The organism is Mesorhizobium sp. UC74_2 (assembly GCF_042701485.1).
Lineage (GTDB): Bacteria > Pseudomonadota > Alphaproteobacteria > Rhizobiales > Rhizobiaceae > Mesorhizobium.
In genome coordinates this window covers 479821-506255 of the sequence record NZ_CP170562.1, presented here as the reverse complement: position 1 = coordinate 506255, position 26435 = coordinate 479821, and the positions used below count along the sequence as shown (strand labels likewise).

The following is a 26435-nucleotide window of genomic DNA, read 5'->3' as shown; positions in this document are numbered from 1 at the left end:
CAAGCCCAATCAGGAATTGCGGATGAACAGGCCCTTGGGCCGGATCAACAGGACGATGGCCATCAGCAGATAGATGCCCATGGAGGAAATGCCGGCGCCCAGGGCATCGGCTTCCGGGCCGACCATCACCTGCCTGAGCAGCCCCGGCAGATAGGCACGCAGGCCGGTGTCGACGATGCCGAGGATCAGGCTGGCGAAGAAGGCGCCGCGGATCGAGCCGACACCGCCGATCACCACGACCACGAAGGTGGTGATCAGGATCTGTTCGCCCATGCCGATCTGCACGGCCAGGATCGGCCCGGCCATGAAGCCGGCGAGCCCGGCAAGCAAGGCGCCGAGGCCGAACACCAGCGTGTAGAGCAGCCGCACGTCGACGCCGAGCGCCCGCACCATCTCACGGTTGGTGGAGCCCGCGCGCACCAGCATGCCGATGCGCGTGCGGTTGATCAGCAGATAGAGGCCGAACGCAACCAGCAACCCGACCAGAATGATGGCGAGGCGATAGATCGGGTAGGACAGGCCCGGCAGCAGCTCGACCGATCCATCCAGAATGGACGGCATCTGCACGAACAGCGGCTGGCGGCCGAACAGCATGGTGACCGCCTGGTTGAAGATCAGGATGAGGCCGAAAGTGGCAAGCACCTGGTCGAGATGATCGCGCCCGTAAAGCCGGCGCACGACCAGGAATTCGATCGCCACGCCGGCAAGCGCAGCAGCGGCAAGCGCAGCCGGAATGCCCAGCCAGAACGAACCGGTCTCCGCCGCCACGAACGTGCCTGCATAGGCACCGATCATGTAGATGGAGCCATGCGCCAGGTTGATGACGCCCATGATGCCGAAGATCAGGGTCAGGCCTGCGGCCATCAGGAACAGCATCACGCCGAACTGCACGCCGTTCAGCAATTGTTCGAGGAAGAGCGTCATTGCGCGGTCACTTCAGGCAAACAGGAAAGCATGGAGAGACGGCGCATGGCCGCCTCCCCTCTCACTTCGGCAATGATGCGGCTACATCTTGCAGTCGGCCGAATAGGCGTCGCCGTGATCCTTGAACACCTCTCCGACGGTCTTGATGACCGGCTTGCCGTCTGCCCCCTTCTCGACCTTCAGCGCGTACCAGTCCTGGATAGGATGCTGGTTCGGGCCGAAAGCGAACTTGCCGCGCACCGACTGGAAATCGGCCTTGCGCAGGGCATCGCGGAAGGAATCGTCCAGCTTGCCGCCGGAAGCCTTCAGCGCCGAGGCGATCAGCTGGCCTGTGTCGTAGCCTTGGCTTGAATAATAGGTGGCCGGACGGTTGTAGGCCTTGTTCCAGGCTTCCATGAACTTCTTGTTGGCGGGATTGTCGAAGTCCGTGTTCCAGTGCGCCGAGACGTTGACGCCAACGGCGGCCTCGCCAACGGCTGCCAGCGTCACGCCGTCCATTGACGGCTCTGCAAGCACCATCGGGATTTCCTTGCCGAGACCGGCCTGCTCATACTGGCGGAGGAAGGTGATGCCGAGGCCGCCCGGATGGAACTGGAAGACGACATCCGGCTTCGCCGCGCGGATCTGCGCGAGCTCGGCGGCAAAATCGGTCTGGTCGAGGCGGGTATACACCTCACCGGCGATCTCGCCCTTGAAGAAGCGTTTGAAGCCGGCGAGCGCATCCTTGCCGGCCTGGTAGTTGGGCGCCAGGATGAACGCTTTCTTGTAGCCGAGATTGGTGGCGAGCTGGCCGGCGCTCTCATGCAGGCTGTCGTTCTGCCATGAGACGACGAAGTAGTTTTCGTTGCAGCCCTTGCCGGCAAGATTGGACGGACCCGCATTGGGGCTGATGTAGAAGGCGCCGCCATCGACGATGTCGGGCACGGTCGCGCCGGCGACGTTGGAGAAGACGATGCCGGTGAAAAGCTTGACGCCGCTTTCGCTCAGGAAGCGCTCCGCGATCTGCTTGCCCTGCCCCGGCTTCAGGCCGTCATCCTCGACCAGCAATTCGACCGGGACACCGCCCAGCTTGTTGTCTTCCATGGCGAGCTTGAAGCCGTCGCGCACGTCCTGGCCGAGATAGCCGGCAGGGCCTGACAGCGTCGTGATCATGCCGATCTTGACCGGATCCTCTGCCAGTGCGCCGAATGTCGTAGCGATCAGCGCCGAGGCGGCAAGCAGTGTCTTTCGCATAAGCATTGGTTCTCCTCCGTTTGTCGCCGTCTCGGCGTTTTTCTTGGCCGGCAGGTTAGACAGGACCTACTCGCATGTGAATAGGTCCTCATGCTTCATCCCCGTCAGAGCTTCACCCAGCCTTCCGGCGGTGTCTTGCCGGGATGCATCGATCCGCAGTTCGGACAGGTGCGCGCCTTCTCGTCGGCATAGAAAGCCTGGTAAATGGGCGGCAGATCGCGCACGATGCTCTTGAGCGAAACCTCGACCCGCTTGACCAGCGCGTTGCACTCGAAGCAGTACCATTCAAAGGCATCGAGAAGGCCGTCATTGCGCTTCGGCTCGACGACGAGACCGATCGATCCTTCCTGGGGACGCTGCGGCGAGTGGCGCACATGCGGCGGCAGCAGGAAGATTTCGCCTTCGCGGATCGGCACGTCGTAGAAATTGCCGTTGTCGACGACCTTGAGCATCATGTCGCCCTTGAGCTGGTAGAAGAATTCTTCGACCGGGTCGTCATGATAGTCGGTGCGCTTGTTCGGGCCGCCGACGACCGTCACCATCAGGTCGGCATCCTCCCATATCTGCTGGTTGCCGACCGGAGGCTTGAGAAGATGGGCGTGCTCGTCGATCCATTTCGAGAAGTTGAAAGCAGACAGGCGTCTGGTCATGGTTTCCTCCCAGTAGTGTCCAGTCAGTTGGTGGTCTTCAAACCGCATGCTTCGAAAGCGGCGCGGGTTGCGCGTTTCTCTTCCTCGGTGAGTTCGAGCAGCGGCGGCCGAACCCGCCCGCCGGTCTGCCCGAGCAGGTCCTGCCAGTATTTCTGATGCGAATGCGGCTTCTCCGCCGGCCGCGTGTTCTTGAGCGCAGCGCGGACCGGATCCAGGCTGTCACGCACCGCACGCGCCTTCTCGATCTCGCCGCCGAAGGCAAGGTCGGTGTACTGACGCATCCGCGTGTCGTGTTTGGTCTGGATGAGATAGGGCGGTGAGGAGCAGAGATAGAGCTGCCAGCCGAGTTCGACGATGTTGTCCAGCCACTCTTCCTCGGAAGCGGTGCTGACCAGTATCCTGTCGCCTGCAAGGCGGGTCAGATCCTTGTACATCGGGCGGGGCACGCTGTACTTGATGGCGACGACGTTCTCGATGTCGGCCAGCTGGCTGCACAGCTGCGGGCTCATCAGATAGCCGCTGTCGGGATGACTCCACAGCGCGATGCCGATATCCACCTTGTCGGCGATGGTACGGTAGTAGTTGAGCAGCGTTTCGTCCTGCGCCTTGAAGAAATGCAGCACCGGCGCATGCACGACGATGTAGTCGGCGCCAACTTTCTGCGCGTGTTTCGCCAGTTCGATCACCACATCCATGTTCTGGTCCGAACAGGACATGATGGTCTGGGCGCGGCCGGCACAGGCATCGACCGCCAGTTCGAAGCTGCGCTTGCGCTCCTCCAGTGACATCGAGAAGAATTCGCCCTGCTTGCCGGCGATGAAGAAGCCATCGATCTTCAGGTCGTCGATCCAGTGATCGACATTGCGGCGAAAACCGCTTTCGTCGATCGACAGGTCATCCTTGAACGGCATCAGCGCCGCGGCCCAGATGCCTTTCATCGTCGCCCGTGAATGGGCCTTGGCGGTCTTCTTGTCGTATTTCATCGGCTCGTTGATCCCTTAGACCGCCATGCGGTGCGAGACAGTTTTCACCACCATGTAATGCATGATGCCTTCCGCCCCGCCCTCGCGCCCGAAACCGCTCTCCTTGACGCCGCCGAACGGCGTTTCGGCGACCGAGGCCTCGAGCGTGTTGATGGAGACGTTGCCGGCTTCCAGATCATCGGTGATCTGGTCGACATTGGCAGCCGAGTTGGTGAAAGCGTAGGCGGCAAGTCCAAAGGGCACGCCATTCGCCTGCTCGATCGCGTTTTCCAGCGACGGCACCGGATTGATCACCGCGAGCGGTCCGAATGGTTCCTCGCGCATCACCCGGGCATTGGCCGGTACGTCCGCAAGGACGGTCGGCGGATAGAAGTAGCCGCGATTGGCCGGACGCTCCCCGCCAGTCAGCAGCTTCGCGCCTTTCGACACCGCATCGGCCACCAGCGCCTCCAGGGCTTCGACCCGGCGGTGGTTCGCCACGGGGCCCATTTCCGTCCCCTCGTCGAGACCATTGCCGGTCTTCACCTGGCGAGCACGCTCGACGAACGCGTCGGTGAACGGCCTGTAGAGTTTCTCATGAACGAAGAAGCGCGTTGGCGACGTGCAGACCTGGCCGGCATTGCGCACCTTGCGGATGGCAGAGGCAATACCTGCTTTCACCGGATCAGCGTCGTCACAGACGATGACCGGGGCATGGCCGCCGAGTTCCATCAGAGCGGGCTTCACATATTGCGCGGCAAGGCCGGTCAGCCGCTTTCCGACGGCGGTTGAGCCGGTGAAAGCAATCAGACGCACCTGCTCGTGCGGAATGAGGTATTCGGAGATCTGCGCTGGAACGCCGAAGACGAGGTTGAGCACGCCGGCCGGAAGACCGGCGTCGTGGAAAGCGCGGGCGATGTGCAGGCAACCTGCCGGTGTCTCTTCCGAAGCCTTGATGATGATGGAGCAGCCGGCGGCGAGCGCGCCGGCGATCTTGCGGGCCGGCTGGCTGAGCGGAAAATTCCAGGGCGAGAAGGCAGCCACCGTGCCGATCGGCTGGTGATGCACGACGTAGCGGATGCCTGGCTCGCTGGGGATGACCCGTCCATAGGTGCGCTGCGCTTCGCCGGCATCCCACTCGAAGAACTCCGCGCCGCGGATGACTTCGAGGCGCGCCTGCTGGAACGGCTTGCCGTGCTCGCGGGTGATGTCGAGGGCGATTTCATCGATGCGCTCGCGCAGCAGCGAGGCGGTCTTGCGGATGATCTCGGCGCGGCGCGCGGGCGATGTTTTGCGCCAGACAGCAAAGCCGCGCTCGGCCGCCTCGAGTGCCGCGTCGAGGTCGCTTGTCGACGCCACCGGCACCGCGCCGATCACGGTTTCATCGGCAGGATTGATGACCGGCAGCGTATCCGCCGTCTTGCGCCATGCGCCTCCGATATAGAGCTGAAGATCGGGGTAGTTCGACATAGAGGCGTCTCAGCTCCGTACTGGCATGAATTATGGGAAGCCGTCGCGCAGCTCGGACCGGCAACCTCCGCCCGCCAAGATCGATGGATTTCAATATATCGACAAGACGGATTTATCCGATAAATTAATATGGATTCTTATATGAATTGACTTCCTTCGAAAGCTGCAGACATCCGGAGATCGGAACCTCCACGCGTGAAGATCACCATCAAGCAGATCCAGCAGTTCCTGGCGGTCGCCGAACTCGGCAATTTCTCGCGCGCCTCGAAACGCCTTGGCACGGCACAGCCGGCGCTCTCGCAGGCGATCCGCGACCTCGAGGACGAACTGTCGGTGCGGCTGTTCGACCGCACCACCCGCCGCGTCGAGCTGACCGATGCCGGTCGGGAGTTCCAGAACTCCACGACGAAGGTGATGGAAGAACTGGAACATGCCGTGGAGGGCGTTCACATGCTGGCAGAGCGCAGGCGTGGCCGCCTGCGCATCGCGGCACCACCCTTGCTGGCTTCCGTCGTGCTGCCGCAGGCGATCGCCGAGTTCCAGCAGAGTTATCCTGTATCGCCGTGCAGCTCGCCGACGTCGGCACCGAGCAGATTGTCGAGGCCGTGCGCAGCGGCAAGGCCGATTGCGGGCTCGGAACCTTCTCTCCCGCCGAAGACGGTATCGAGCGGGTCGCCCTGGTGCGCGACAGCCTGATGCTGTTTTGTGATGACCGCTCCATGTTTGCGAATGCAGCCACCGCCAGATGGCGCGATCTGGCGGATCAGCCGCTGATCACGCTGACGCGTGACAGTGGTATTCGCCTGCTGGTCGAAATCGGTTTCGAAACAAGCGAGATACCGCTGAAACCGGCTTTCGAGGTCAGCCAGGTGACAACCGCCCTGGCGCTCGTCGAGGCGGGATTGGGGGTGGCCGTGCTTCCCGCCTATGCCTTGGCGGCGGCGCGTCATCGCAAGGTGGTGGGCAAGCCGCTGGTCGAGCCGAACATCGCGCGCGAGGTGGCGATGATCCACGCTACGGGACGTTCCGTCTCGCCGGCCACACAGGCATTCGTCGCGGTCGTCAGGCGCTATGCGCAGCGCCTGATCCCGCGCGAGAACGGTTGACGGAACTACAGGTCGCCATTGATCAGGCGCAGCAAGGCTTTGGAGAGCGCTGTTTGGTCATCCGCCAGATCAAGAACGACGTCAAAATGATTGCGGTTGTCGATTTCCATTATTGTGGAAGGAAAACCCTCTTCCCGCCATAACCGGTGATATTCCGCCGACTGCCGCTTGAACCCGTCAGGCTCGCCTGCCGCATAGGCCGTCACGATGGGGCAGCCGGCATGCGGCAGGTTTTCAGCAGGGCTCAACTGCATGACCGATTGATCGTCGAGCCTGATCCAGTCCTGTACGAACGATCTTGAAATGGGCGCCAGATGGAACAGGCCGCTGATCGGCATGGCCCCCTTGATGACATCCTCCGGCACGTCGAAAGCCCCGTGCCATCCGCCGGACAGAACCGCCCCGGTCAGATGGCCGCCGGCCGAACTGCCTCCGACGAAGATACGCTTGGAATCGATGCCGAAACGCGATCCGTCGCGCCACAGGAAGCTGACTGCAGCGCGGACCTCGCGCACGATCTCGGCCAGATCGACCTCGGGTGCCAGCCTGTAATCCACCACGGCCGTGGCGATGCCGTGTTTTGCAAGCATCGCGGCCATGAACGCGGAATCGTGCTTTGAAAGCATCCGCCAGTAACCGCCATGGATGAACACGAAAACCGGCCGCGGCTCCGTGCCGGCGCCGTAGATATCAATGGTTTGACTGCTGCGGGCATCGTAGACGACATCCAGATGCGAAGCGACGTTCTGCGCCGCCTCGGACTGGCTTCGATAGTTTCGCATCTCGGCCTCGAACACTTCGGCCGAAACCGAAGCGCGGGCGCTGTAGTCGCGATCCAGAATTTCGCGCGGCCAATCGGCTTCGGCAGCCAGTCCGGTCATGCAAAGCAACTCCTAGCCAACGAAAGCCCGAATGGTTTCAGCAACCACCTTGGGCTGCTCGAGCGTCGGGAAATGAGTCCGGCCGGGCAGTTTGTTTGGCTTGTACCAGGGATGTCCGGCGGCGAAATCGAGTTGCGCCTGTGCATATTCGGGCTCGAACGGCTGCGAGTAGATATGCGTGATCGGCCGGTGTTCCGCCATCGCCGCCATGCGCTGCATCGGGTTGCCCCATTTGCGATAGGCCCTGGCGATCTCGCGGCCGGAGCGGGCCCACATCTCGAAACTGTATTTGGCCATCTCTTCGTTGACGTGATCGATGATGTCCCGGTTCTCGGTATCGCCGATCCAGTAGTTGAAGAAATCGCCGCGGCCATTCTCCCAGTTGGTGCGATCCTGGATATGGTCGATCATCGAAAAGAAGGATTCGTTGGGTGTGGTCTGGATCCAGTCGATGACGACCGAGCGTGGCACGCGCGCGCTGCCCAGGCGATCGGTCACTTCCATATTCGCCCAACCGCCATGGGAGGTCGAAACCGGCACCACCTTGTCGATCTTCATCCGGTCGAGAAAGGCGATGACGTCGGAAGCCTGGTCATCGGTGACAAAATCGCCATCGTGATCACGATGCAGGCCGTGACCGCGCCAGTCCAGCCTGATGACACGATGGCTGCGCGCAAATTCTGGTGCCAGGGTCTTGAACAGACGATGGTCCTGGCACCAGCCCGACAAAAGCAGGAGGACATCCCCCTCTCCTGCTTCGTCGTAGGACAGCGTGTTGGCTCCAATCTGGATGGATTGCATGCAAGAAACTCCGAAATGCGGGACGACAGGTGAAAAGCCCATCGATGAACAACGATCAGGCGAAGGCTTCCGTCGCCGTCGGGATATGGCGCGCGGTCCTCATGCGCACCGCGCCGATCTCGGCGGATCTTCCGGTGATCTTCAGGACCTGCGAGCGGATGTCGTCCGGCCAGAGGTTCATATCCCCCAGCCTCTCGGCGGTGTCCTGCGTATGCTCGGTAAGCGGACGCTCCCGCGCCTCCCATTCCCCTAGCGCCGCCACGACGTCGGGAGCATCGGTGACGGCGGCGGCGAGTGCCAGCCCATTCATCAGCGCACAGCCCCCGCCCTGTCCAAGATATGGCGGCATCGCATGAGCGGCATCGCCAAGGATAGCGACCCTCCCCTTGCTCCATTGCTTGAGCTTCACCACCTCGAAGGCATCCCAACGGCCGGCATCGCCGAAACGAGCGACAAGATTGGCAAGGTGCGGGAAGGACCCCGTCCATAGCTTGCGGTCGGCCGGCACCTTCAGCGCCTCGGCATCGTCGGCCGCGCAGCACAAGGCGACATACAGGTCGGAAGCGCTGGCCGGCGTATAGAGAATACGGCGCGATCCGGTGAAATATTCAATGTAGCGATCGCGATCCTCGGACGGCACATCGTTGTCGTCGCGCGGGATCAGCATCCGGATCGCACCATAGCCGAGATGCTTGCGGTACATCATCAGGTCGAGCGAATCCCGCACATTGGAGTTGATGCCGTCGGCACCGACCACGAGATCGGCCTTGCGCCGCTCGCCCCCTTCCAGCAGCAGTTCACCTTCCGGCGTCGCGCCGATGGCTGCCGAGCCAGTCAATATTTCGACGCCGGCTTTGCGGCAGGTATCGACCAGCGTGTTGATCAGCTGTTCGCGCAGGATGGTGATGAGCCGCGCATCGCCCGGCCCGTTTATGGGGATTTCCTCCATCGTGGTGTCGTTATGGTCCCGGGTATGGAACTGCGGGCCGATATGCGCGCCAACGACTGCCTGCTCGTAAGCGCCGAGCGCCTTGAGCACGCGCAACCCGTTGCTCCAGATATAGATGCCGGCACCGAAGGTACGCAGGTTCGGAGCGCGCTCGTGCACGCTCACAGACCAGCCGCGCTGTGCCAGAGCGGCTGCCGCCGTTAAACCACCAATTCCCGCGCCCGCAATCTCGGCGCGGCGCCCGGCACCGGTACGCTGCATCATCGTTGACTTCCTCCCACCGGTGCTGAACGCACCTGTTCTTTGACTGGCCAGCCACGGCGTGCCGGGCCAAATGTCTCGCGACCGGCAACGTCACCGTCCGGCCGGTTGGCGAGACCTTCCCAACGATTGGCAATTCACACAAATGAATTCTGTGGAATTTTCTATGAAGCTTTGGAATATCAGAATGGAAACAACCATCGAACCGGCAACGCGCTCATGAAACTCGTCACCAGCCGCCTCACCATCCGCCATTTGCGAATGGTCGTTGCCATCGTCGAGGAAGGCAACCTCGTGCGCGCGGCGAAACGGCTTAACATGACGCAATCGGCCGTCACCAAGGCACTTCAGGAAGTGGAAGCGCTGACCAAGGCCCGCCTTTTCGACCGCAACAACCGCGGCGTGGTGCCGACCATGTTCGGAGAAACGCTTGCCGAACATGCCCGCCTCGTCATCACCCAACTCGCTCATGCCGAAGAGCATCTCGCCGACTTGCGCGACGGCACCGGCGGCCGTGTCGCCATCGGCACGCTTCTGTCCGCCGCCGCCGAGCTGTTGCCGACGGCAATCGCCCGCCTGCGCAAGGATCGCCCGAAGCTGGTGGTGAAGATCGTCGAAGGCACCAATGACGTGCTGATCCCGGCGCTGCGCGCCGGCGAACTGGACATGGTGGTCGGGCGGCTCTCGGAACTCCGGGACAGGCTCAATGTCGTACAGGAAGTGCTGATGGACGACATCGCCTGCGTCGTCGCGCGCCGCGGTCATCCGCTCGCCGAGCGGCATGACCTGGGTCTTGCCGACCTCATCGGCTGGGAGTGGATCCTGCCGCCACAGGAAACCAGCCTGAGGCGACAGATTGACATTGCTTTTCGTGAGGAAGGCCTGGAACCGCCGGTGCACGCGGTCGAACTCCGTCTCCCTGCTCACCAACCGCGCCCTGCTCGTCGACGCCGACTATCTTGGCGTCTTCCCGGCCCAGGTCGCGCGCAGGGAGGCCGCCGCGGGCGCGATCACCATACTGCCCGTCACGCTGCGCGCGACAGCCATACCGATCGGGATCACCACGCGCACCAACGCCAGGCTCTCTCCGGCAGCCGAATTGCTGGCACAAACGCTGAGGAGAACGGCCCTGGATCTGACGGCCTGATCCTCGGTTATCGAAACCATTGCTATTCCCTGCCTTCATAGCTGGGAGATGAGTTTTCCATTTACCGCAAGACTGATTGGCCCAAGCTTGGCCGTGTGGACGACCTGCCGGCAACGGCGGGGCGATTGCATGCAGGGACAAGGAACAAAACCGCGACCCGGGATCGCGGACGCCCTCCCTGCATTTGAAGACACGAACGGGAGGGACTCCATGACTTGCAAGGGAATACTGGCGGCTGCCACCTTGGCGCTGCTGGCGGGTACGGCTCATGCCGCCGATCCGCTCAAGATAGGCATGATCACCACGCTATCCGGCCCGGCGGGCTATCTGGGCCAGGACATTCGCGACGGCTTCCAGCTCGCGGTCGACCAGAACAAGGGCAAGCTCGGCGGCGCGCCGGTAGAACTGGTGGTGGAAGACGACAGCCTGAAACCTGGCAACGCCCGCCAGATCGCCGACAAGATGCTTTCCGAACAGGGCATCAAGGTTTTCACCGGCATGGTCTTCGCCAACGTCGCCTTTGCCGCTGTCCCCGAGATCCTCGACAATGACGCGCTTTATGTCAGCGCCAACACGGCGTCGGCCACGTTCGCCGGAAAGGATTGCCATCCCAATTATTTCGTCAGCTCCTGGCAGGACGACAGCCAGGGCGAAAGCGCCGGCGCGCTCGCACAGTCGCTGGGTTACAAGAAGGCATTCCTGATCGCGCCGAACTACCAGGCCGGCAAGGAGACCATGGGCGCCTTCAAGCGCTTTTACAAAGGCGAGGTGGTGGGGGAGACCTACACCAGCCTTGACCAGACCGATTTCGCCAGCGAGATGGCGCAGATCCGCGCCGCGAAACCCGACGTCGTTTACGAATTCGAGCCAGGCGGGCTCGGCATCGCTTTCATGCGCCAGTACCAGCAATCCGGCCTGCTCAAGGAAATCCCGATGGTGGTGCACCCGGCCTCGCTCGACCAGGTCATCGTCCAGGCCGTCGGTGACGCCGCCTCCGGCGTCAAGGTAACCAGCCATTGGAATGACGACTTCGACAATGCCGTCAACAAGGCTTTCGTCGCCGCATGGCGTGCGAAGTATGGCGATCGCCCGATCACCTACTATGCGGCGCAAGGCTATGACGCCGCTTTGCTGATCGGTGCCGGCCTCGAGAAGGATCCTGCCGGAGCCAGCGACGTCGCGGCACTGCGCAAGGGCCTGCTCAGCGCGGAAATTCCCTCTGTACGCGGCGCCTTCAAGTTCGGACCCAATCAGCATCCGGTCCAGGACTGGTATTCGCTCAAGGCCGAAAAAGGGGCCGACGGCAAGATGGTGCTGAAGACCGACAGCAAGGTGCTGACCGCGCACAGCGACAGCTACGCCGCCGACTGCAAGATGCCAGCCGAATAGCAGCGCAGCGGTCCGACAAACAAAAAAGAAAAGCCCGGCGCGAGCCGGGCTTTTCTTTTAAAGATCTCAGCCGGCACCCGGATTTTCGGGGCCTGGGCAATGGATCAGTGATCCATCGCCTTGACGATTTCCTCGGTCATCTTCTTGGCGTCGCCGAGCAGCATCATCGTGCCGTCCTTGTAGAACAGCGTGTTGTCGATGCCGGCATAGCCCGAGCCCAGCGAGCGCTTGACGAACAGGCAGGTACGCGCCTTGTCGACGTCGAGGATCGGCATGCCGTAGATCGGCGAGGACTTGTCGTCGCGCGCCGACGGGTTGGTGACGTCGTTGGCACCGATGACATAAGCAACGTCGGCCTGCGCGAATTCGGAGTTGATGTCCTCCAGTTCGAACACTTCGTCATAAGGCACGTTGGCTTCCGCCAGCAGCACGTTCATGTGGCCGGGCATGCGACCGGCGACCGGATGGATGGCGTATTTCACCTCGACGCCATTGGCCTTCAGCTTGTCGGCCATTTCGCGCAGCGCATGCTGGGCCTGGGCAACCGCCATGCCGTAGCCCGGCACGATGATGACCTTCTGTGCGTTCATCATGAGATAGGCAGCATCGTCGGCAGCACCGGTCTTCACGGTGCGCTGGATGCCGTCATCCGCCGCTGCAGCAGTCTCGCCGCCGAACCCACCAAGGATGACGGAGATGAAGGAGCGGTTCATGCCCTTGCACATGATGTAGGACAGGATCGCACCCGACGAACCGACCAGAGCGCCGGTGATGATCAGCGCGAGATTGCCGAGAGTGAAACCCAACGCGGCGGCAGCCCAGCCCGAATAGGAATTGAGCATCGACACCACGACCGGCATGTCGGCGCCGCCGATCGGGACGATGAGCAGAACACCCAATGCCAACGATGCGAGGACGATCAGCCAGAACACGGCGTAGCTCTGGGTAATGACGAGCAGGATGATCAGGATGACGAGGGCTGCGCCAAGCACGATGTTGATGAGATGGCGTGCCGGCAGCATGATCGGCTTGCCGGACATGCGCCCATCCAGCTTCAGGAAAGCGATCACCGAACCGGTGAAGGTGATGGCGCCGATCGCCACGCCCAGGCTCATTTCCACCAGCGCCTGGCCGTGGATGGCGCCCACTTCGCCGATGCCGAAGGATGCCGGCGCATACATGGCCGCTGCCGCCACCATCACCGCGGCCATACCGACCAGCGAGTGGAAGGCCGCCACCAGTTGCGGCATCGAGGTCATGGCGATGCGGCGGGCCGTATAGGCGCCGACACCACCGCCAATGGCCAGTCCGACCACGATCAACGCAAAGCCGCCAAAGGAAGGCTTGGCCAGCAACAGCGTGGTGACGATGGCGATCGCCATGCCGATCATGCCGTAGAAATTGCCCTGCCGGCTGGTGGTCGGATGCGACAGGCCTCGCAACGCCAGGATGAAAAGGATGCCCGAGACGAGATACAGGAATGAGGCGAGATTGACGGACATCATGGCTTCTTCAACGCCTCCATCGAGCCGGCTGGAAATTCCACCTCGGCGAATTCAGGGTAAACCTGGCGCATGACCGTCACCTGCTGGTCTTCATTGACACGCAGCAGGTACCAGGCACCACCGTCGAGCAGCGCCAGTGTCTGGGACTTCGCCAGGATCTTGTCGGCGCCACCCGCGTCCATCACGACTTCGGTCGGGATCAGCGCATAGGGCTCGCCGTTCGGCAATTCCTTGTATTCCACCTTCGACACATCCATGGCGAAGGATTCGATTTTCACGGTGGCCAGCGCCGCCTGCATCTGTTCGATGACAATGCCGCGCAGCGCATCGACGGTCATGCCGGAGGTCTTGGCCATATGCTCGAGCACACGCGGAGGGATGGTCTTGACGACCGTCGCATAATCGTTGCCGCGCATGGCAGCATCGAAATCCGTCACAGCCTGAATCAGCGCCTTGCTCTCGGCCTCCGTCGCCGGACGGGCCAGTGTATGGCTGGCCAGGACCGACATAAATGCTGCGGCGAGGAAAAGCTTGACGAGCTTCATCACCGGCCCGCGCTATCCTTCTTCTTGTACATCGCCAGCATGCGCTGGGTGACAAGGAAGCCGCCGAAGATATTGACCGAAACCAGAACCAGCGCAATGAAGCCGAAGCCGGTCGCTGCCCCGGCTGCGGAAACGCCCACGGCCAGCAACGCACCGACGACGATCACCGACGAAATGGCGTTGGTGACGGCCATCAGCGGCGTGTGCAAGGCCGGCGTTACCGACCAGACCACGTAATAACCGACGAAGATCGCCAGCACGAAAATGGCGAAGCGGAACACGAACGGGTCGATCGCGCCGCCAGAGAGCGCATGCGCGGCCCCCCCTGCTGCATCAGCAACGCCAGGCTGATTGGCCGCGTCCTGCAGCGCGAGGCGGACGGCCGCGCTCGCCTGGTCGAGTTGGTCGAGTGCTTTCTGCAAGGCTTCCATCAGGCAGTCCCCTTCGACTTGGTCGCAGTGGGCTTCTTGGCTGCGGCGGTTTTCTTGGCAGCCGTCGGTTTGGCGGATTTGGCCGCCGGTTCAGCTGAAGCAATCATCGTTGCCGGCTTGTCTGCGAAATTGGGATGGACGACCTTGCCGCCATCCGTCAGCAGCGTCGCCTTCACCAGTTCGTCGTCGCGGTTGATGGCCAGCGCCTTGGTATCCTTGCTGACCAGCGTCTCCAGGAACGCGAACAGGTTCTTGGCATAAAGCAGGGATGCGGAAGCGGCGACGCGACCCGGCACATTGAGGTGGCCGACGATCTTGACGCCGTTTTCGGTGGTGACGGTCTTGCCTGCTTCGGCGCCGGCAACGTTGCCGCCTCGCTCCACTGCGAGATCGATCAGAACCGAGCCCGGACGCATCGAAGCAACCATCTCGGCGGAGACCAGCCGCGGGGCAGGACGCCCCGGGATCAATGCCGTCGTGATGACAATGTCCTGCTTGGCGATATGCTCGGCGGTCAGCGCAGCCTGCTTCGCCTGATATTCCTTGGACATTTCCTTGGCGTAACCGCCGGCCGTCTCGGCCTGCTTGAACTCGTCATCCTCGACCGCGATGAACTTGGCGCCCAGCGACTGAACCTGTTCCTTGACAGCGGGACGCACGTCGGTGGCGGTGACCACCGCACCAAGGCGGCGTGCTGTCGCGATTGCCTGCAGTCCTGCGACACCCACGCCCATGATGAAGACCTTGGCGGCCGGCACCGTGCCGGCGGCCGTCATCATCATCGGCAGGGCGCGATCATACTCGGCGGCCGCATCGATCACGGCCTGGTATCCGGCCAGGTTTGCCTGCGACGACAGCACGTCCATGACCTGCGCACGGGTAATACGCGGCATGAACTCCATGGCGAAGGCGGTCACGCCAGCCTTGGCGAGCGCGTGAACCCCGGCATCGTTGCCATAGGGATCCATGATGGCGAGAACGGCTGCACTCTTTTTGTAGTTTTTCAGCTCGGCTTCGGTCGGACGGCGAACTTTGAGCACGACATCGGCCTTGGCGACGTCCGCTGCCTTGCCGATCGTGGCTCCTGCCTTGGCAAACTCGGCATCTGGAATGCGCGAGGCGATGCCCGCTCCGGCCTCGACGACAACATCGAAGCCAAGGGCAGTTATACGTTTCACCGTATCGGGCGACGCAGCAACGCGCCCCTCGTTCGCATCAATCTCGCGAGGTATGAATACGACTTGTCCCACCGCATGATCCTTTCGGCTGGAACTCTGTTCTTTTACGAACACCGGCCGAACGGCCGGTGCCGTCCCATGCGAAATGGGAAGATCTTATCGGAGAATGAAGCCGCCAACCGCCAGGAGGATCACGAACAGGATCGTTCCCGAGAAGAACCCGCCGGCAAAGAAACCGAAGGCCATGGCGATGAGCAGCGCGACGCAGAAAAGCGAGCCGTATTTGGCGAGCGCGACGAAGCCAGCGTAAGTTCGCTCATGCTCTGCATAGTCCATCTGGGCACCCAGTTCGACAGGACCAGTCGGCGCGTGATCAGCCATCAGTATTCCCCTCCGGAAACGTCTCAAGGGCACATAGCGAAAAGCGCCGCCGAGGGCAATGGCACTGTTGCCGCATGATGGGCGAGAACAGCGTCAAGATAATGTTGAAAGCCGGCGGTCATCGACGGCAGCCGTCATGCGCTGTGCTGGCGATCTGGCGGGCAGCTCAGCCAGCCAGATTCGGAAACAGGCCAAGCAGTCCAGCGACGATCAGATAGAGGGCGATGATATAGTTCAACAGCCTTGGCATGATCAGGATGAGCACGCCGGCAATCAGCGAGATCAGCGGCGTCAACGTTATGGCAGAAATGGTCACGGTCGGTCTCCCATCTGTCGCAGCATTCAGGATCTGGTGTCTTCGTGTCGGCGGTGAGGCGGACGACAAATTTAGCTCAGGCGGCGTCGCGGAAATACTTGGCCGTCGGCAGGATTGTCAGCGGCGCGAGTTCGCCGGGCTCGGGCGGCGCGAAAAGCATGCGCCGTTCAGCGGCTGTCGACCGGAAGAACGGGAACCGCGCATAATAGCGCTCCCGGTTGGCGTAGGCATCGGTACGGAACAACACCACGCGCCGTTGAATGCCAGGATATGTGCGCAGTTCGCTGATCTGCTCCGAATAATAGACCCGCCTGTAGAATCCCGCGTGATCCTCGCGCACGGTCGAAAGTCCATAGGGAGCCTCGAAATAGAAGCAGGCCATCCCCGCCAGGCGCAATGTCACATAGGCGAGCTGTGGATAGACGCGGGTCCAATCCGGATCCGAGGCGAAGCGGCTCATGCAGACGAATGTGTCGCCAGCCTCGAGCATGGGGTAGATGATGTCGCCAAATGCCTTGGTCGAAGGAGACAGCGGGGTCTCGAGCGTGACATGATGAATACGCATCGTGCTGACGAGGCGCTGCTCGACGTAGATGCCGAAGCGATAGACGTTGGGCACCTCGTCGAGCTCATCACTGATCGTGTGGCTGATGTTGTCCGAAACCATGTCACTGGATCGGAACGCTTTGTATCGAAGACGATAGATGTCCTCGAGGTCTTCACCCTTGTCGCAGCGGCGGTATTCGGACCTGTTGAGGAGTTCGAACACCTTCTCGCTTAAAGTCGCGCCGCTAAAGGCAACAGTCTTCGACCCCCCGGCACCGCCGCCCGGTTCGTCTTGCGTATTCATAACAATTCCCCGTACACCACCGCGGTCGGGAGCCTATGCAACAGCGCCAGCATGTAAAGTTCAAAATGCGCTGAATTAGCTTTACCTTTTGTTAACCTTAACGCCCCGTTTCGTCTTCCACGGGTGTTGCTGCCATCCGGCAAAACCTCAGTTTGCGCCGACCTTCGGGCGGGCGTTCAAACGAACTGGATCCACATTCGCCCGCCTGGGCGGCGGAGCGATATCGTCGACAAAGGGCCAGATCGTGCTCGACATCGTCTCGATGCCCGACGCACTCAATGCGGACCCGAACAGGAAGCCCTGCACGAGATCTGGCTCGATCTGCTGCGACAGGATCTTGAGCTGCTCGAAGGTCTCGACGCCTTCGATGGTCACGCTCAATCCGAGCGACCGCGAAAGACTGACAATGCCCTTGAGCAGTTCCAGTGAACGCGGGCTCTGAACCACGTCGATCAGGAACGATCGGTCGATCTTGACCTTGTCGAGCGGCAGCTTGTGCAGATAGCTCAGGCTCGAATAACCGGTGCCGAAATCGTCGAGGGCAATACGCACGCCGAGCTTTTTGATCTCCTGGATCAATTCGCGTGTCTGTGCCTTGTCGTCGAGAAGCGCGGTTTCGGTGACCTCGATCTCAAGACGATTCGGCGCCAGCTTGGCGGCTTCGAGCGCGACCTTCACCTTCTCAACGACATCGCTGTCGCGGAAGTCCTTGGCCGAGAGATTGACCGACACCGAAATCTGATTCGGCCATTTCGCGCATTCGGCACAGGCTGCCCGCAGCACCAGCTCGCTGATCTGTGAAATGATGCCCATCTCTTCCGCCAGAGGAATGAAGATGGCCGGCGAAATCGGACCAAGGTCCGGATGGTCCCAACGGCAAAGGGCCTCGCAGCTCACGATGCGCATGGTCTCCATGGCGACAATCGGCTGATAGACGATGCGCAGCCCGTCGGCCTCGACCGCCGAGCGCAGATCCGCCTTCATCAGCTGCCGGTTGCGGAATGCCGCATCCATCGAGGCTTCGAACAGCCGCCAGCCGTTTTTGCCGAGTTCCTTCGCCTTGTAGAGCGCAAGGTCGGATTTGACGATCATCTCATCGACGGTGGTGCTGTCGACGCGCGACAGAACGGCGCCCGCGCTGGCCTGGATGCGCAGCGCATGTCCAGCCACGTCGACCTCGCCCTGCAGTCCCGCGAAAATACGTTCGAGCAGCCCGGACAGATGGCTCTCGTCCTCGACCCGGTCGAAATACAGCATGAACTCGTCACCGCCGAAGCGGCTGATGGTAGTACCCGGCGCGGAGAACACCGAAAGCCGCTCGGCGGCGGCATAGATCAAGCCATCGCCAACCGGATGGCCGAGCGTGTCGTTGATGCTCTTGAAGTCGTCGAGATCGATCACCACCAGCCCGCATTGGCGGCTGCGATCGCCTCCCGACATCGCCTCGCTGACAAGCTCGTGGAAGTAGGCACGGTTCATCAGCCCCGTCAGGCTGTCGTATCTCGCCATGAAACGGATGCGTTCCTCAGCGGCGACACGCTGGGTGACGTCTTCGAAGGTGATGACCCCAAGCTCCTGCGAGCCTTCGCGCGCCGAAAATTCATAGTGCTGGCCGTTGGTCAGCGAGACCAGTACTTTTCGGTCGCGCCCCTCCCGCAAGGCACGGGTGAGCTGCGCTTCGACATAGCGGCAATCCTTGGCGGCAAGCAGACCGCCCGCCACGCCCCTCATCAGCAGGGAATGGATCGACCGGCCAAGAAGCTGATCCGGAGATTTGAGCGACATGAGATGCGCCGCTTCGGCATTGGCGACCACCACTTTTCCAGCCGCGTCGAGCATGACCAGGCCATGCGACATCGTATTGAGCGCGCGACCAAACCGCTGGAACAGGCGGGTCGCCTTTTTCTCCTCGGTTATCGCGGTGAACAGGATGGCGCGCATCGCGCGCGCCAGCTTGCTGATGGCGAACATGAACGGCACGATGAAGAGGCCGAGGACAATGTTGTAGAAGTCCCCTTTCATGATCAGGCCGATCGCGATCGGCGCCACGATAGAAAGGGTCAGGATCGCCACCATCTTGATCGAACCAAAGTTTCGACCGGCGATGGTAACGGTGGTGGCCAACACCATCGAGATGGCTGCGATCTCGCCGAACATATCCGGCACGACATGGACGCTGACAAACGCGAACAACCCGATGGCAAGCCCGTGCGCCGTGCCCGCGATCAGATAATAGCGTTCCCATGCAAGCGCGGAACGGTAAGTCTCGATCCTGCTCGGATCGACCCTGTTGATGGCCATGTAGCGGCCAAGGCTGACCCCGGTCATCAGGAAGGCAAGCGCGATGTAGATCGGGGCGCCGGTCTTCAGATAGACCAGGAGAGCAACCGCGCCTTGCGTGAAGGCGCCAACGATCAGCAGGCTTGCGTCGTGAAAAAGCGAACGAACAAAGCCAACATAGACGTCTTCAGAGATGTCGTCGGGTCGATCTACATTCATGGCCTGGGCGCCGCACCAGCCAATCTCATCCCACAACCGGCTTAAGAAAGGCTTAGAATAGCTAAAATTAGCTACGTCCTGACCGGCATGCAAATGCCGTTCTTCCATTCCTGACCCGATCGCGGGTTCTTGCGCGATCGTGCCATCTCATTCGGCGGCTTGCAACCGGACTTCTTCTGCGCCCGTCAGTCGCTCGATCAGCCTTGCCCGTTCACCCTTTGCCTTCTCCATTGCGGCATGTTTGACGTGGCCGTAGCCGCGCACCAGCTGCGGCACCGAAGCAAGTGCCGTAGCTGCCTCGATCCTGCCGGGTGTGAGCGAACGCGAAATCAGGTCGAGATCATCTTCGAACTGCTTCAGCAGCTGGCGCTCGCGACGGCGCTCGGCGGTATAGCCGAAGACGTCCAAAGCTGTGCCTCTCAGGCCTCTGAGGGCCGCCAGGAGACCAAATCCCTTCATCATCCAGGGACCGAAGCTGGACTTCCTCGGCTTGCCGTCGGCATCGCGGCGACCAAGGATCGGCGGCGCGAGATGAAACTCCAACCCATCATGGCTCTCGAACTGCTGGGACAGCGAGCGCATGAAGGATCCGTCCGTGTAGAGCCGTGCGACCTCGTATTCGTCCTTGATAGCCATCACCTTGAAGAGGTTGCGCGCAGCCGCTTCCGTCACCACGGTCGAACCTGGAACCAACTTGTTCTCATGCGCCCGGAATACGGCGATACGATCCGAGTAACGTTTGCCGTAGGCGGCGTTCTGATAGGTCGCGAGGAAGGCCGCGCGCCGCGCAATGATCTCATCCAGCGTTTCAGCAGCCGGTTGAATGGCCCGGCCCTGCCGCTCGACCTGGCCGCGCACGAATTCGGGATCGTGCGCCGCGCGCCGGCCCCAGCGGAAGGCCGCCACGTTCATGGCTACCGCCTCGCCGTTCAGTTCGATCGCCTTTTCGACCGCCTCGGCCGACAGCGGCAATCCGCCGTACTGAAAGGCAAAACCGAGCATGAACATGTTGGCGCCGAGCGAATTGCCGAACAGCGCCGTCGCCGTCCGGGTCGCGTCGAAGAAATGCGCCCTGTCTTCGCCGGCGGCCTGGCGGATCGCCTTTTTCAGCCGCTCGGTCGGAAGTGAGAAATCGGCCGCGCGCGCAAATTCGCCCGGCATGATCTCGGCGGTATTGGCAACGAAGATCGTATGCCCCTCGCGCGCAGAAGCCAGCACCTTCTTGGCGCCGGAGACGACCAGATCGCACCCCAGGATGAGATCCGCCTTGCCGGCCGAAACGCGGATGGCGTGGATGTCCTCCGGCGTACGGGCGACCCGCACATGCGTGAAGACCGAACCACCCTTCTGGGCAAGTCCGGCCATGTCGATCATACCGCAGCCCTTGCCCTCCAGATGTGCCGCCATGCCGAGAATCGCACCGACGGTGACGACGCCTGTTCCGCCGACGCCATCGATAATGGCCGCCCAGCCATCCTTGCCCAGTTCGAAATTCGGCGGCAGAGGCACGCCGTCGAGAGGATCCGCCTTGCCGGCAACGCCAACCGCCTTGCGGATCTTTGCGCCATGCACGGTGACAAAGGACGGGCAGAAGCCGTTCACGCAGGAAAAGTCCTTGTTGCACGACGACTGATCGATCTTGCGCTTGCGGCCGAATTCAGTCTCGACAGGCTGGATCGAAACGCAGTTGGACTGCACCCCGCAATCGCCACAGCCCTCGCAGACGAGTTCATTGATGAAGACGCGTTTGTCCGGGTCCGGAAATGTGCCGCGCTTGCGGCGGCGCCGCTTCTCGGCAGCGCAGGTCTGATCGTAGAGCAGGACCGATACTCCCTTCACCGATCGCAGCTCGCGCTGGATGCGATCGAGGTCGTCCCGGTGATCGATCGTCACCCCCACAGGAAACTCTGCGTGGCCGGCATACTTGCCGGGTTCGTCGGTGACGACGGCAATCCGGTCGACACCTTCGGCGCGGACCTGGCGCGCGATCATGTCAACGGTCAGCCCACCTTCGTGCGGCTGACCGCCGGTCATCGCCACCGCGTCGTTGTAGAGGATCTTGTAGGTGATGTTGGTGCCGGCGGACAAAGCGAAACGCAGCGCCAGCGTTCCCGAATGATTGTAGGTGCCGTCGCCGAGATTCTGGAAGATGTGCTCCCGTTTGGAGAACGGCGCCTGGCCGACCCACTGCGCGCCCTCCCCGCCCATCGCGGTGAAGCCGATCGTGGAGCGGTCCATCCACAAGGCCATGAAATGGCAGCCGATCCCGGCAGCCGCGATCGACCCCTCCGGAACTTTGGTCGATGAATTGTGCGGACAGCCAGAACAGAAGAACGGGGTGCGTGAACCGATATCCTTGGTATCGGCCAGCATCGCCTGGAACTGCTTCAGTTTTGAGACGCGCTGGGTGATTTCTTCGGATGGGCCGATGGTCCGGATGATGCGCTCGCCCAGCGCGATGGCGATTTCATTCGGGTCGAGCGCCCCCTTGGCCGGAAACAGCCAGTCGCCGCGCTCATCCTTCTTGCCAACGATGACCGGCTGGTTGGCGGTACCATAGAGGTTCTCGCGCAGTTGGACTTCGATCAGCGAGCGCTTTTCCTCGACGACGACAACCGTTTCCAGCCCGCGCGCAAACTCGGCGACGTGCTCCAAATCGAGCGGCCACGGACAGCCTACCTTGAACAGGCGAATGCCGATGCGGTTCGCCACGGCCTCGTCGATGCCGATGTCGTCCAGCGCCTGGCGCACATCGAGATAGCTCTTGCCGACGGTGACGATGCCCAGTTTCGCCTTTCGCCCGCCGGAATAGATGATGCGGTTCAGTCCGTTCTCGCGGATGAAGGCGGCCATGGCGCCGCGTTTGCCTTCATGCAGCCGCGCCTCCTGTCCAAGCTGGTCAAGCTCGTTGCGGATGTTGAGACCACCGGGCGGCATATCGAATTCGGGCAGGACGATGTTCAGGCGCGCCGGCGACGCATCGACCGATGCCGTCGATTCGATGTTGTCCTTAACGCACTTGATCGCCGTCCAGGTCCCGGAGAAGCGTGACATGGCAAAGCCGAGCAGGCCGTAGTCGATCAGTTCCTGCACGCCTGCCGGATTGAGGACCGGGATCATGGCATCGACGAAGGCAAACTCCGTGGCATGCGCATTGGTCGACGATTCGGCGTTGTGGTCGTCGCCCATCAAGGCAAGAACGCCGCCGTGCCTGGACGAACCCGCCAGATTGGCATGGCGGAAGACGTCACCGGAACGGTCGACCCCCGGGCCTTTGCCGTACCAGACCGAAAAGACCCCGTCATATTTGCCTTCGCCAAGCAGTTCGGCCTGCTGCGATCCCCAGCATGCCGTGGCCGCAAGCTCCTCGTTGAGGCCCGACTGGAAAACGATGTCGGCATGCGAAAGCTGATTTTTTGCCCGCCAGAGCTGCAGGTCCAGCCCGCCGAGCGGAGAGCCGCGGTAGCCGGAGACGAAACCTGCCGTGTTGAGGCCGGCCAACCGGTCCCGTTCGCGCTGCATCAGGAGCATGCGCACGACGGCCTGGGCACCCGAGAGAAAAACACGTTCCTTGGAAAGATCGAATTTATCGTCGAGCGAGACGTCGTGCAGCGTCATGGTACCTTCCCGTGCGAAACCGTCCGGATTCGCCACAGCGACTGGATCGGGCGCAGTCTTTCCACCTCGGCATGTAACGTCAATTCAATTCGGCTGCATCAGGGCGAACTTCGACGTCCACCATGACATCGTCAATCGCAAGCAGCGGTGCTACCAGCCGGCAAAGCGCTGCGGCCTGAGCCAGGATTGCTGTGGATTGCCATCTGCGGAAAGCACCGCATCGATCAGCCAGCGTGCGGTCGCAGGCGCCGCATGCATGCCGATGGATCCCATGCCGCCATGCACATAAAGGCCGTCGACTGGCGTACGCCCGGCCACGGGCAATCCATCAGACAACATCGGCCGGTTGCCCGGATAGACATTCTTCACCACAGGCGACCCAAGTCCCGGGATCATCCTGAGAGCCCGGGCGGCGATACGGCTGGGCATATCGGTGTTGCGCAGCAGATCCCGGAAGGCCGGCTGAACAGATGCGCCCAGACGTGCGTCGCCCTCTCGCATCGGATTGAGACAGATCGCCTCGACGCCAGGCCTGTCGTCGTTCCGGGCTGCAACGTCCGCCAGGCCTGCCAGCGACAGGCGGCCCAACTCGTCCTGATCGGGCCAGGTCAATTCCTCCACGATCCAGGGCAGTTCAAAGTCCAGCTTGCCGAGCTGGATCAGCCAGCCACGCCCCGCGGTGAACGGAAGGCCTGGCAGTGGGCCGTCTCCGACCGTCCGGCGCAGCATGTCGGACATCCACAGACCATTGGCGATGAAGACCATATCGGCGGCAACGACACCATCGTCGGTGAGCACGCCTTGCACCCTGCCGCCGCGGGAGATGATCTGCGCGACACGCAGGCCGGTCCGGAAACGCCCTCCGGCGAGACGGGCCGCATGGGCAAAGGCGTGGGTGGCTCCCATCGGCTCAAGCGTCCACGCCCGTTCGACAAAATAGCCACCGGCAACCCTGAAGCCGAGCCGGGGATAGTCGCTCGCCAACTCCGCGCCCTTCACCTTCTCCATGCCGACACCGGCATCACGATAGCGCTGCGCAATGGCACCGGCCTCCTCGAGGCTGGCATCGTCTTCCGAGATCAGCAGGTGGCCGATCCGGCCGAACTCGAACGGAACCGCACCGTCGGCAAGCTCGCCATAGACTTCGACACTCTTGTCGAGCATCTCGACCACACAGCGCTGTGGTCCCGACAGCAGCGTGCCGGTGTTTCGTCCGGATGACTCCGCGGCGATCGGCCCCTGCTCGATCACCGTGACGCCAATTCCCCGCCGGGCCAATTCATACGCCAGCGTGCAGCCGGCGATGCCGCCACCAATGACAACCGCTTCCGTCGTTCGCTTTGTCAACTTCTCCTCCATTCGTATTCTCGTATACGAGTATACAGATTCGATTTGACGAACAAGAGGCTTTGCGGCACGACACTGGCTTCACACTTCCGGGACAGTTGCATGGACAGACAGGGCAAGATTGGCGAGGGCAGGAGCGTCAGGCCGCAAACGGCCGCGGATGGCGTGACGGCAATCCTGCGTGAGGCCATTGCCACCGGCACCTTGGCGCCAGGCGCCGCGTTGCGGCAGGATGAGCTCGCCAGGGAATTCGGCGTCAGCCGGATGCCGGTTCGCGATGCGCTGCGCTACCTCGAAGCCGAAGGTCTTGTCGCCATTCATCCGACACGGGGCGCCGTGGTCGCGGCCATGAATGCGACCGATATCAGCGAGCTTTACGCGCTGCGTGAGCTGCTCGAAGGGGAAGCGCTAAAGCTCTCGATGCAAAGGCAGAATCCCGACAGCCTGCGCCATGCGGCCAGTGTGATCGAACAGCTTGACCGGGAAACCGATGTCGGCCGCTGGGGACAACTCAACCGGGAATTCCATCTGGCGCTCTACCGCGACTGCGGCAACCGGCGCCTGCTGGACCTGATTGAAGCGCAACATACCGCCTCCGACCGCTACGTTCGCATCGTGCTGTCCAATCTGGACTATCGCGAGCGGTCCCAGGACGAGCACCGCGCCATGCTGTTCGCATGCATGCAAGGAGACAGACAGGCGGCGGTGGGTCACCTGACCCGGCATTTCCGCGACGCCTGCGCAGCGCTGCTTGACTACATGGCTTCTCGCGAGCGCTAGAGACTAGGCTTTTGGGCAGACCGGTTTTTCCGCACCGGGAAGCCTGCCGTCCGGATGATCCTTCAATTCCGGGTTCAGCTCATAGACTGGTCCGGTCACCAGAGGCCGGTCCGGCAGCACGCTCTGGTCCTCGCTCGAGATGAGCGTGGTCTGCAATGCCTGCAAAAGCTTGCCGTTCGGATCCTCGATCCGGATGGAGACACCATAAGGTTTGTCTTTCACCACACATGTCAGCGCCGGACTGGTCAGCGTGATGTGCCGCATCTTCGGCCAGACAGGCTGCTTCACCACAAAGGGGGCGCCGCCGGCAGGGTTCTCGAAACTTGCAACCGCGACCTGTCCGTCTTCCATTGGGCGCAGCGGGTTGAGTGTCACGACGTAGGTGGCGCGCGCCAGCCGATAGTTGAATTCGAAAAGGCGTCCGGACACTTCGAAATACTGTCCCTCTTCAGACTGGCGGCAGGCGCCGAGCATCATCGCAGCCAGAAGGCCTGTGCCCAGGGCAAGTGTGCGCCAGTCGGCTACGTTTCCTCTAGCCACGACCGATCTCCCGCGCTTCCTTGCGACGCCGGTAATGGCGGCTGGCCTTGCGACGATTTCCGCACACCGCCATGTCGCACCAGAGCCGGCTGGAATTGCGGCTGCGGTCCACGAACAGCCAGCGGCAATTGGCGCAGATCCGAAGACGGCGCGTCGTGTCGCCGCCCAGTAGCGACAAGGCGGAGACGGCCAGAGCGGCTTCGAAGGCGATTGGTGTTTCGGGATCGCCAAATGGCCGTAATGGATCTCCAATCTTCCCCTGCACAGCAGCAACACCTTTGGAACAGGCCTTCAGAAAATCGGACAGATGGCTGCTTTCATAGGTGCCATCCTGGACGACTTCGCGGAACAGGCGATCGGTTGTCTCGCGGATCTCCAGCACCAGCGGTGCGATCCGCGCCGGCTCACCGGCCTCCAGACGTCGTCCGCCCAATTCCGCGACCCGGAACGCACTGGCTGCATCCGCGAACCGTGCGATCTCGGACCAGTTTTCAAATCGATCGAAACCGTGATCGGGATCGCCGCGCAGAACAACCGTGTTGGCCGTATCGAGCGCAAGCACGCCACCCGCAAAGCGATGCTGGATCCAGGAAACCGTCATGCCACAAATCTAACCAGTAATATGCATTTGACAAGTTAGAATCAGAAAGGCAGCCTGCCGATATCCTGGAT

At 61.9% G+C, this 26435-nt stretch carries 25 protein-coding genes; 5 read left to right on the top strand and 20 right to left on the bottom strand.

Annotated elements, in window-relative coordinates; translation table 11 throughout:
- Positions 1-9 precede the first annotated feature (9 nt).
- The 5 genes from ACFJIU_RS02470 to ACFJIU_RS02450 form a co-directional block, all read right to left on the bottom strand.
- The gene (locus ACFJIU_RS02470) at positions 10-924 is read right to left on the bottom strand and encodes a branched-chain amino acid ABC transporter permease (RefSeq protein ID WP_379067174.1); all 915 of its coding nucleotides are present in this window, start codon (positions 922-924) and stop codon (positions 10-12) included.
- A gap of 81 nt (positions 925-1005) precedes the next feature.
- A complete protein-coding gene (locus ACFJIU_RS02465) occupies positions 1006-2157 on the bottom strand; it encodes an ABC transporter substrate-binding protein (protein ID WP_379072931.1) in 1152 nt (383 codons plus the stop codon).
- A 104-nt stretch (positions 2158-2261) separates the two neighbouring features.
- Complete coding sequence (locus ACFJIU_RS02460; RefSeq protein ID WP_379067172.1) at positions 2262-2807, bottom strand: 3-hydroxyanthranilate 3,4-dioxygenase; 546 nt, start codon at positions 2805-2807, stop codon at positions 2262-2264.
- Between the two features lie 23 nt (positions 2808-2830).
- Positions 2831-3790, bottom strand: a complete 960-nt coding sequence (locus tag ACFJIU_RS02455) for a dihydrodipicolinate synthase family protein (protein ID WP_379067170.1) — start codon at positions 3788-3790, stop codon at positions 2831-2833.
- A gap of 15 nt (positions 3791-3805) precedes the next feature.
- The gene (locus tag ACFJIU_RS02450) at positions 3806-5239 is read right to left on the bottom strand and encodes an NAD-dependent succinate-semialdehyde dehydrogenase (protein ID WP_379067168.1); all 1434 of its coding nucleotides are present in this window, start codon (positions 5237-5239) and stop codon (positions 3806-3808) included.
- 195 nt (positions 5240-5434) lie between these two features.
- On the opposite strand from ACFJIU_RS02450, the gene ACFJIU_RS02445 reads away from it, so the two are divergent.
- Together ACFJIU_RS02445 and ACFJIU_RS02440 are read left to right on the top strand one after the other, a co-directional pair.
- Positions 5435-5935 carry a LysR family transcriptional regulator gene (locus ACFJIU_RS02445; protein WP_379067166.1) on the top strand — a complete coding sequence of 167 codons (501 nt, stop codon included), beginning with the start codon at positions 5435-5437 and terminating at the stop codon, positions 5933-5935.
- Complete coding sequence (locus tag ACFJIU_RS02440; RefSeq protein ID WP_379072929.1) at positions 5845-6345, top strand: LysR substrate-binding domain-containing protein; 501 nt, start codon at positions 5845-5847, stop codon at positions 6343-6345. Before ACFJIU_RS02445 ends, ACFJIU_RS02440 begins: the two co-directional genes overlap by 91 nt.
- 5 nt (positions 6346-6350) lie before the next feature.
- On the opposite strand, the gene ACFJIU_RS02435 is transcribed toward ACFJIU_RS02440, so the two are convergent.
- From ACFJIU_RS02435 to ACFJIU_RS02425, 3 genes are read right to left on the bottom strand one after another with little or no spacing between them, the layout of a single operon-like run.
- On the bottom strand, positions 6351-7226 hold the full coding sequence (locus ACFJIU_RS02435) for an alpha/beta hydrolase (RefSeq protein ID WP_379067164.1): 876 nt from the start codon (positions 7224-7226) through the stop codon (positions 6351-6353).
- Positions 7227-7238: 12 nt separating this feature from the next.
- Positions 7239-8027, bottom strand: a complete 789-nt coding sequence (locus ACFJIU_RS02430; RefSeq protein WP_379067162.1) for an alpha/beta fold hydrolase — start codon at positions 8025-8027, stop codon at positions 7239-7241.
- A 55-nt stretch (positions 8028-8082) separates the two neighbouring features.
- A complete protein-coding gene (locus ACFJIU_RS02425; RefSeq protein WP_379067160.1) occupies positions 8083-9240 on the bottom strand; it encodes an FAD-dependent oxidoreductase in 1158 nt (385 codons plus the stop codon).
- A gap of 216 nt (positions 9241-9456) precedes the next feature.
- On the opposite strand from ACFJIU_RS02425, the gene ACFJIU_RS02420 reads away from it, so the two are divergent.
- Together ACFJIU_RS02420 and ACFJIU_RS02415 are read left to right on the top strand one after the other, a co-directional pair.
- Positions 9457-10425 (top strand): LysR family transcriptional regulator, encoded by a 969-nt coding sequence (locus ACFJIU_RS02420; protein WP_379067158.1) that lies wholly within the window; start codon positions 9457-9459, stop codon positions 10423-10425.
- 169 nt (positions 10426-10594) lie between these two features.
- Positions 10595-11773, top strand: coding sequence for an ABC transporter substrate-binding protein (locus ACFJIU_RS02415; protein WP_379067156.1), 1179 nt, complete (start codon positions 10595-10597; stop codon positions 11771-11773).
- 104 nt (positions 11774-11877) lie between these two features.
- Here ACFJIU_RS02415 and ACFJIU_RS02410 read toward each other — a convergent pair whose 3' ends face one another.
- From ACFJIU_RS02410 to ACFJIU_RS02365, 10 genes are all read right to left on the bottom strand, one after another.
- A complete protein-coding gene (locus ACFJIU_RS02410; protein ID WP_379072926.1) occupies positions 11878-13275 on the bottom strand; it encodes an NAD(P)(+) transhydrogenase (Re/Si-specific) subunit beta in 1398 nt (465 codons plus the stop codon).
- Positions 13275-13826, bottom strand: coding sequence for a hypothetical protein (locus tag ACFJIU_RS02405; protein ID WP_379067154.1), 552 nt, complete (start codon positions 13824-13826; stop codon positions 13275-13277). Before ACFJIU_RS02405 ends, ACFJIU_RS02410 begins: the two co-directional genes overlap by 1 nt.
- Entirely contained in the window at positions 13823-14254 is a 432-nt protein-coding gene (locus tag ACFJIU_RS02400) for an NAD(P) transhydrogenase subunit alpha (protein WP_165358182.1), read from the bottom strand. Before ACFJIU_RS02400 ends, ACFJIU_RS02405 begins: the two co-directional genes overlap by 4 nt.
- Positions 14254-15504, bottom strand: a complete 1251-nt coding sequence (locus tag ACFJIU_RS02395; protein ID WP_379067152.1) for a Re/Si-specific NAD(P)(+) transhydrogenase subunit alpha — start codon at positions 15502-15504, stop codon at positions 14254-14256. The genes ACFJIU_RS02400 and ACFJIU_RS02395 overlap by 1 nt, the downstream gene beginning before the upstream one ends.
- 84 nt (positions 15505-15588) lie before the next feature.
- Positions 15589-15813: an aa3-type cytochrome c oxidase subunit IV gene (locus ACFJIU_RS02390; RefSeq protein ID WP_144379053.1), complete on the bottom strand. Its 225-nt coding sequence runs from the start codon at positions 15811-15813 to the stop codon at positions 15589-15591.
- Between the two features lie 166 nt (positions 15814-15979).
- A complete protein-coding gene (locus tag ACFJIU_RS02385) occupies positions 15980-16129 on the bottom strand; it encodes a DUF3096 domain-containing protein (protein WP_101939733.1) in 150 nt (49 codons plus the stop codon).
- A gap of 76 nt (positions 16130-16205) precedes the next feature.
- On the bottom strand, positions 16206-16979 hold the full coding sequence (locus ACFJIU_RS02380; RefSeq protein WP_379067149.1) for a hypothetical protein: 774 nt from the start codon (positions 16977-16979) through the stop codon (positions 16206-16208).
- A gap of 147 nt (positions 16980-17126) precedes the next feature.
- On the bottom strand, positions 17127-19478 hold the full coding sequence (locus tag ACFJIU_RS02375) for a putative bifunctional diguanylate cyclase/phosphodiesterase (RefSeq protein ID WP_379067148.1): 2352 nt from the start codon (positions 19476-19478) through the stop codon (positions 17127-17129).
- A 147-nt stretch (positions 19479-19625) separates the two neighbouring features.
- Positions 19626-23096, bottom strand: coding sequence for an indolepyruvate ferredoxin oxidoreductase family protein (locus ACFJIU_RS02370; RefSeq protein ID WP_379067146.1), 3471 nt, complete (start codon positions 23094-23096; stop codon positions 19626-19628).
- Between the two features lie 150 nt (positions 23097-23246).
- On the bottom strand, positions 23247-24443 hold the full coding sequence (locus tag ACFJIU_RS02365; protein ID WP_379067144.1) for an NAD(P)/FAD-dependent oxidoreductase: 1197 nt from the start codon (positions 24441-24443) through the stop codon (positions 23247-23249).
- 102 nt (positions 24444-24545) lie between these two features.
- On the opposite strand from ACFJIU_RS02365, the gene ACFJIU_RS02360 reads away from it, so the two are divergent.
- Complete coding sequence (locus tag ACFJIU_RS02360) at positions 24546-25223, top strand: GntR family transcriptional regulator (protein WP_379067142.1); 678 nt, start codon at positions 24546-24548, stop codon at positions 25221-25223.
- Between the two features lie 3 nt (positions 25224-25226).
- Here ACFJIU_RS02360 and ACFJIU_RS02355 read toward each other — a convergent pair whose 3' ends face one another.
- Together ACFJIU_RS02355 and ACFJIU_RS02350 are read right to left on the bottom strand one after the other, a co-directional pair.
- The gene (locus ACFJIU_RS02355) at positions 25227-25700 is read right to left on the bottom strand and encodes a hypothetical protein (protein WP_379072923.1); all 474 of its coding nucleotides are present in this window, start codon (positions 25698-25700) and stop codon (positions 25227-25229) included.
- A gap of 55 nt (positions 25701-25755) precedes the next feature.
- A complete protein-coding gene (locus ACFJIU_RS02350) occupies positions 25756-26364 on the bottom strand; it encodes a CGNR zinc finger domain-containing protein (RefSeq protein ID WP_379067140.1) in 609 nt (202 codons plus the stop codon).
- Between the last annotated feature and the right edge of the window lie 71 nt (positions 26365-26435).